The sequence below is a fragment of the Mesorhizobium sp. M7A.F.Ca.AU.002.02.1.1 genome, assembly GCF_003998535.1.
GTDB lineage: Bacteria > Pseudomonadota > Alphaproteobacteria > Rhizobiales > Rhizobiaceae > Mesorhizobium > Mesorhizobium ciceri.
The window spans coordinates 1-5,690 of the sequence record NZ_RZPB01000400.1 but is presented as its reverse complement, the minus strand read 5'-3'; the positions used below and the strand labels follow the sequence as shown (position 1 = coordinate 5,690).

The window sequence follows — 5,690 nt, the reverse complement described above, 5'->3', positions numbered from 1 at the left end:
ATATCGACTGGATGGTGCGGGCGATCTCACCTTCAAGCGCGCGCACGCGGGTGATCTGCTGCATGAACGAGGTGAGGCCGAGCGAGCCGACATTGTCGAACAGTTCGTAGCCGGCATTGGCGCTGGTCGGCAGGCCCTTTTCGGCGAGCAGCATGCGCGCCTGGGCGGTGGTGCCGGCCGGCACCAGAACCGAGGTTCCGTCGGCGCCGACATCGAAGCCGATACCGGCTTCGCCGAGCACCAGGCCGATCTGGTTCACGTCGGCGCGGTCGAGCCCGACATAGAGCGTGTCGTAGGCGGGGCGGTTGAGATAGACCGAGGCGATGCCGATGACGCCCATCACCAGAACGGCGATGCCCGCCAGCATGGCGAGGCGCTTCACGCCAAACCCGCGGAGATTCGAGATGATGCTCTGGATCTGTTCCGGCACGGTTCGACGACTCCCAGCATGATTGTCCGCCGGAACTCTAGTCTTCGAAGCTTGTGCGAAAATGAAATCGGGCCGCGCTTGCGGCGCGGCCCGTCAGTTGGGATGCGAAAGGAGGGCGCCGGTGGCGCCCGCGATTAGTTCTTGAACAGCGACAGGATCGACTGCGAGGAGCTGTTGGCGATCGACAGTGCCTGGATGCCGAGCTGCTGCTGCACCTGCAGGGCCTGGAGGCGGGTCGATTCCTTGTTCATGTCGGCGTCGACGAGCTGGCCGACGCCGCGGTCGATGGAGTCCATCAGGCTCTGGGTGAAGGTCTTCTGCAGGTCGATCGAGCTCTTGGCCGAACCGATGATGGTGGCGGAATCAGTCAACTGGGCCATGACCTTGTCCATCATGGTGACCATCTGGGTGATGATGCCGTCGGTCACCCCTGGGGCCGTGATGTCGAGGTTGTAGGCGGAAATATTGTCGACCTTGGTGACCGCTCCCGCCGCCGTCTGGCCGGCAGTGTTCGCGGCGATATCCGTTCCTCCGCCCGCGATCACGCCAGCATAGGCGTTGTCATACAGGGTCTGGGCGGCGCCCGTGGAATAGATGGAGGTCTGGCGATCGAGGACGCCCTGGTTCTTGACCTCGGCGGCAAGGCCGTAGTCGAAAAGCTTGGTGCCCTCGACATTGATGTTGATCGTTCCGATCGAGACAGCGCCGGATGAAGAGCGATTGAATGAGGACACGATCTGCGAGTCGGGCTGGACGCCATCATTGGCGGCCGTGACCTGCTTGGAGGTCACCGCGAGGAAATTCGAGCCGGAGAAGGTGGCCGCATCGGCAAAGGACTTCATCTGCGTTTGAAGCGCCTTGATCTCGGTCTGGGTCTTCGCCTTGGCGGCATCCGTCTGGCCGACCATGGACAACACCTTGGTCTTGATCTGGCCGATCGTCGTCAGCACGTTGGTGATGCCGGTGTAGGCGGCATCGACTTTCGAGGCGCCGAGGCCGAGTGCATCCTGCACCGTCGACAGGGCCGAATTGTCCGAGCGCATGGTGGTGGCGATCGACCAATAGGCGGCGTTGTCCGAAGCCTGCGAGACCCGATAGCCGGTCGATATGCGGGCCTGTGTCTGTTCGAGCGACTTGTTGGTGGCGCTGAGGCTTTGAAGTGCGGTTAACGCCGAGGCGTTGGTCATGATGCTCGCCAAGAAAGTCGCTCCTTCTCAAAAGCCGACATGCTCAGACATGCCGGATGGGCCTGTTCAACGATTGGCATCGTGCCGTTCGGACCGATTCGCCAACTGTCGTAAGCTATTGGTTAACCATAACTAGCGCGGCATGGTTAACAGCCTGTTAAAAGCTGGCTTTTGAGAGTTAAGGATCGAGGATTGTGCGGGGCTGGAGCAAACGCAAATAGGGCCGCGCTTTTGGCGCGGCCCGAATTTCTAGTGCGAACTGTGGTTGAGCGGAGGCGATCAGCCGCGGAAGAGCGACAGGATCGACTGCGAGGAACCGTTGGCGATCGACAGCGCCTGCACGCCGAGCTGCTGCTGGACCTGCAGGGCCTGCAGACGGGTCGATTCCTTGTTCATGTCAGCATCGACGAGCTGGCCGACGCCGCGGTCGATGGAGTCCATCAGGTCCGAGGTGAAGGTCTTCTGCAGGTCGATACTGCTCTTGGCGGCGCCGAGCGTGGTGGCCGAGTTGGTCATATCGGCGAGCGCGGAGTCGATGACGGTCAGCATCTGCTTGATCTGCGAATCGCTGGCAGCCGTGCCACCCGAGAAGATGGAAAGCGAGGCGGCCGAATAGGTGTCGGTGGCCAGTGCAGCCGCCCCTAGAGCTGTCTGCGTGCCGGAGACCGCTGCGGCCACACTGCCGTCGCTGCCGAGGCGGTACGTGTCAAGGATGCCCTTCGCGAGGCCCGAGGTGGTACCAGCTTCATAGAGCTTGATGCTTTCCACCTTGACGTCGATGGTCGAGATCGAAGATGCGCCGGCCGCGTCACGGTTGAAGGCCGAAAGGATCTTCACATCGGCAGCCGTCGTGGCTGTTGAGCCGCTGTCTACGGACAGCATGTTGGTGCCGGAGAAGGTGGCGCCGTCGGCGTAGGACTTCATCTGCGCCTGAAGAGCGGTGATTTCGGTCTGGGTCTTTTCCTTCGAGGCGTCCGTCTGGCCGTAGGAAGCCAGCAGCTTTGCCTTGATCTGGTTGATGGTGGAGATCGCGCTGTTCATGCCGGTATAGGCGGTGTCGACTTTCGAGGCGCCGAGGCCGAGAGCGTCCGAAACGGTGGACATTGCCTGGTTGTCGGAGCGCATCGTGGTGGCGATCGACCAGTAAGCGGCGTTGTCTGAGGCCTGCGAGACGCGATAACCGGTCGAGATGCGGGCCTGGGTGTCCTGGAGGGATTTGCTGGTGGCGTTAAGGCTCTGCAGAGCCGTCAACGCGGCGGAGTTCGTCATGATGCTGGACATGGTACTCGTACCTTGGTTTTTACAGGTGTTTTTTTGACATACCGGGCCTCCCGGTATGACGGTGCGGCATCATGCCAATGATCTCTGAAATCGATCACCCGCCATCTGCGAGCGAATATGCGGGCAAGTCCCTACCAAAGGGCTAAACCGGACGGTTAATCGAAAATATATTGCTGGAATTTCGAGCCGGCGCGGCAGAGTCAGTTGAAGGAGCGCACCAGGCTGCCGACAAGCAGGTTCCAGCCGTCGATCAGGACGAAGAACAGGATCTTGAACGGCAGCGACACCACCGTGGGCGGCAGCATCATCATGCCCATCGCCATCGTGATGGTGGCGACGATCAGGTCGATGACCAGGAATGGCAGCACGATCAGGAAGCCGATTTCGAAGCCGCGCCGGATCTCCGAGATCATGAAGGCGGGCACCAGGATGCGCAGGTCGACGGTGTCGCGCGAAACGGTCTGGCCGCGCTCGCGGGCGAGATCGGCGAAGAGGTCGAAATCCTTGTCACGCACATTGTGCAGCATGAAGGTGCGGAACGGATCGGAAATCTTGTCGAAGGCTTCGGTCTGGGTGATCTGGTTGTCCATCAGCGGCTTGACGCCGGTGTTCCAGGCCTGATCGAAGGTCGGCGCCATGACATAGAAGGTCATGAACAGCGACAGCGAAATCAGGATGAGGTTTGCCGGTGTCGACTGCAGGCCGATGCCGGCGCGCAGGATCGAGAAGGCGATGACGAAGCGGGTGAAGCTGGTCACCATGATCAGCAGGCCCGGCGCGACCGACAGAACAGTCAGCAGGCCGAACATCTGGATGATGTAGCCGACGGTGGTGCCGTCAGCCTTGCCGATGCCGCCGAGATCGAGCTGCTGAGCCGCCGCGATGGAGGTGGCGGCGGCGATCATGGCGGTGGCGAGAAGGAACTTTCTCATTCGAGCAGCAATGTCCTGATGAGTACCTGTTTGGCGTGACCCTGGCTGCGGATCGCGGCGCGTTCTTCGAGGTCGGCCTTCAGGTGCTGGTAGCCGCTGGCTCCCTCGATCTGATGCATCTTCAACGTGCGCACCAGGGCCAGGAGATCTTGGTGGATGTCATCCGACATTGCCTGTGGCTGCGGCGCGTCATAGACGACGGACACCTCCATCCTGATCCAGGTGCCGGCAGGCGAGGCGATGTTGGTGGTGATCGGCGCCAGCACGACAAGCATCGGGCCCAGGCCTGGTTGCTCGGCTGCGGCGGGCTGCATGATCTTACCTTCGTTCTCAGGCGCGACCGGTACCGACGCCGGTGCGCCGACGCCCTTGAGATAACCGCCGGACATCCAACCCACGCCAATGGCGGCCGCCGTCACAAGCAGCAGCATGCCGGCCTGAATGACAGGGGAGGGACCCTTGCGCGGCTGAACCTGTTCAATATTTGCCACGGCGACCTGCCCCGATCCTAGAACGGAAGAACCTGGTCGAGGATCTGCTGGCCGTAGGCAGGTTGCTGGACCTCGGTGATGCGACCGCGTCCGCCGTAGGAGATGCGGGCCTCGGCGATGCGTTCGTAGGGGATGGTGTTTTCGGCGCCGATATCGGCCGGCCGCACGATGCCGGCGAGCGTCAGCACCCTGAGCTCGGCATTGACGCGCACTTCCTGCGATCCGGTGATCATCAGATTGCCGTTGGGCAGCACATCGGTGACGATCGCCGCGACATTGAGTTCAAGCGTTTCCGAGCGCTTGATCTCGCCGTCAGCCGTCGTGTCGGTGGTGGAGGTGAGCGCCCCGGCGCCCTTGCCGGCGGTGCTCCACTTGTCCCACTGCGCGCTGAGGTCATAACCGAGCTTGCGATTGGCGGTGCGGCTCCTGTCGTTCTGGTTCTTGAAGTTGGCGCGATCGTTGATCTTGATCTTGACCGTCAGGATGTCGCCCTGGGACAGCGCCCGCGGGTCGGTGAACAGCCGGCTCTGGCGGTCGTCCCACAACGAGAATTTCTTGACCGGCGCTGGCGGCGTTTGCGGATATCGATAGAGCGAGCCGGTGCTGCCGCCATCGATGCCGGAGCCGACCGGGGACAGGGCCGGCTCTCTGCCGACCTCCTTGAGGTTGGTTCCGCAACCGGACAGCATGGTAGTAACCGCGCACAGGACAAGCATCTTCCGGATCATGACGGATCTACCCTTCGGGCTGCGCTGGCCATAATGCCGGTGAGCGTCGCCGCCGCCTTCTGGTCCATTTCGTTGAGGATGACGCTCGCCTTGCGTGAATCGAGCTTCATCAATATAGCCGCAGCCAGGTCGGCGTTGACGATGGCCAGCCGCTCGGCGGCGGCGTCGGGTTTCATACCGGCGTAGATCTGGACGACGCCGTCCTCGGCCCGGGCCAGGAAAACCTCGCGCCGCTTCAGCCAGGTCTCGTATTCAGCTTTCTTTGCATCAAGAGCTTTCATGCGCTCGTCAATGCCAGCCTGGAGCTGCTTCAGTTCCTGCGCCTGCAGGACATAGCGGCGGTCGCGGGCGGCATCGGCGATGTTTGAGCAGAAGCGCTCGATCTCGCTTTGGTCCGGCGCCTTTTCCCGTGTCAGTTGCTGCGGCGCCGCCGCCACCTGTGCTCCCGGCAGGACCTGGCGGACCGTCTCCTCGCCGCGCGCGGTGCCGCCGGCAAAGGGCAGAGCCGCGAGAAAAGCGGTCGCAAGCAGGATCGCGGCTTTGCGGCGTCTGTCGTGGCGTGGGAAGGAGCGCTTCATCGGCATCGCCTATTGCAGAACCAGGTCGGCCTGCAGGGCCCCGGCCGACTTGATGCCCTGCAG

The 5,690-nt window shown here is 62.3% G+C and carries 6 protein-coding genes and 1 pseudogene; all 7 read right to left on the bottom strand.

Annotation, left to right across the window (positions count from 1 at the left end; all coding sequences use genetic code 11):
- Positions 1-430: pseudogene (locus EN879_RS22290) on the bottom strand (flagellar M-ring protein FliF); the annotation flags it as partial.
- A 134-nt stretch (positions 431-564) separates the two neighbouring features.
- The gene (locus tag EN879_RS22285; protein WP_027161432.1) at positions 565-1,629 is read right to left on the bottom strand and encodes a flagellin; all 1,065 of its coding nucleotides are present in this window, start codon (positions 1,627-1,629) and stop codon (positions 565-567) included.
- A 267-nt stretch (positions 1,630-1,896) separates the two neighbouring features.
- Entirely contained in the window at positions 1,897-2,898 is a 1,002-nt protein-coding gene (locus EN879_RS22280) for a flagellin (protein ID WP_013529788.1), read from the bottom strand.
- A 200-nt stretch (positions 2,899-3,098) separates the two neighbouring features.
- The gene (fliP, locus tag EN879_RS22275) at positions 3,099-3,830 is read right to left on the bottom strand and encodes a flagellar type III secretion system pore protein FliP (RefSeq protein WP_013529789.1); all 732 of its coding nucleotides are present in this window, start codon (positions 3,828-3,830) and stop codon (positions 3,099-3,101) included.
- Positions 3,827-4,321 (bottom strand): flagellar basal body-associated FliL family protein, encoded by a 495-nt coding sequence (locus EN879_RS22270; RefSeq protein WP_013529790.1) that lies wholly within the window; start codon positions 4,319-4,321, stop codon positions 3,827-3,829. The genes fliP and EN879_RS22270 overlap by 4 nt, the downstream gene beginning before the upstream one ends.
- Before the next feature lie 17 nt (positions 4,322-4,338).
- Positions 4,339-5,049 (bottom strand): flagellar basal body L-ring protein FlgH, encoded by a 711-nt coding sequence (flgH, locus tag EN879_RS22265; RefSeq protein WP_063168919.1) that lies wholly within the window; start codon positions 5,047-5,049, stop codon positions 4,339-4,341.
- Complete coding sequence (locus EN879_RS22260) at positions 5,046-5,633, bottom strand: MotE family protein (RefSeq protein ID WP_063168918.1); 588 nt, start codon at positions 5,631-5,633, stop codon at positions 5,046-5,048. The genes flgH and EN879_RS22260 overlap by 4 nt, the downstream gene beginning before the upstream one ends.
- Positions 5,634-5,690: the final 57 nt, after the last annotated feature.